This window comes from Acetobacter sacchari, assembly GCF_017377715.1.
GTDB classification, from domain to species: domain Bacteria; phylum Pseudomonadota; class Alphaproteobacteria; order Acetobacterales; family Acetobacteraceae; genus Acetobacter; species Acetobacter sacchari.
Map to the genome: position 1 here is coordinate 1 of NZ_JAFVMF010000060.1, position 581 is coordinate 581.

Genomic DNA, 581 nt, shown 5'->3' on the forward strand with positions numbered 1-581 from the left:
GTCCACATCCAGAGCTTGAATCACATCAGACCGATTTTCCAAACAGGCTCTAAGAACGGACAACCTGTTCTAATAGATACCGAAGCTATAGACGTTTACAGTGCTGATGCTCACGCTATTCTTGTCGAAATTCGTGCAGTTGCGGGAGCGCAATTGTGCCTTGCGCTTCCCGCGGGTATGGATTCTGAAGAGTCAGCTGATATAGCGGAGATATTTCAAAAAGCTCGAACAAGAATGATGATCGCGACCAAATTGGATCAAACTCGGCGTGTTGGCAACATTGTTGCCGCAGCCGCATGTGGTTTGGCGTTGACGGAAGCGGGCATCAGTTCGAATATTGTTGGAGGATTAAAGCGACTTACTCCGGAATATTTGAGCTCGAGATTGCTCCATCAGGGTGATCCCGTTTATGTTGGAGAATGAAGTGTATTGAGGATTTTATGTAGTGCAATTAATGCGGGATATTGAAATTATTTATAAAATAAATTATGATAATAAATACCAGTAAGAGCCTGTTTAGAAAATTACGGGTGAGCATTTCTGCGCATGAGATTGGCGCCCATGGCGACGAAGATCATGGC

At 44.4% G+C, this 581-nt stretch carries 1 pseudogene; it reads left to right on the forward strand.

What is annotated here, in order from left to right:
• Positions 1 to 423 (forward strand): annotated as a pseudogene (locus tag J2D73_RS20245) (hypothetical protein); the annotation flags it as partial.
• Positions 424 to 581: the final 158 nt, after the last annotated feature.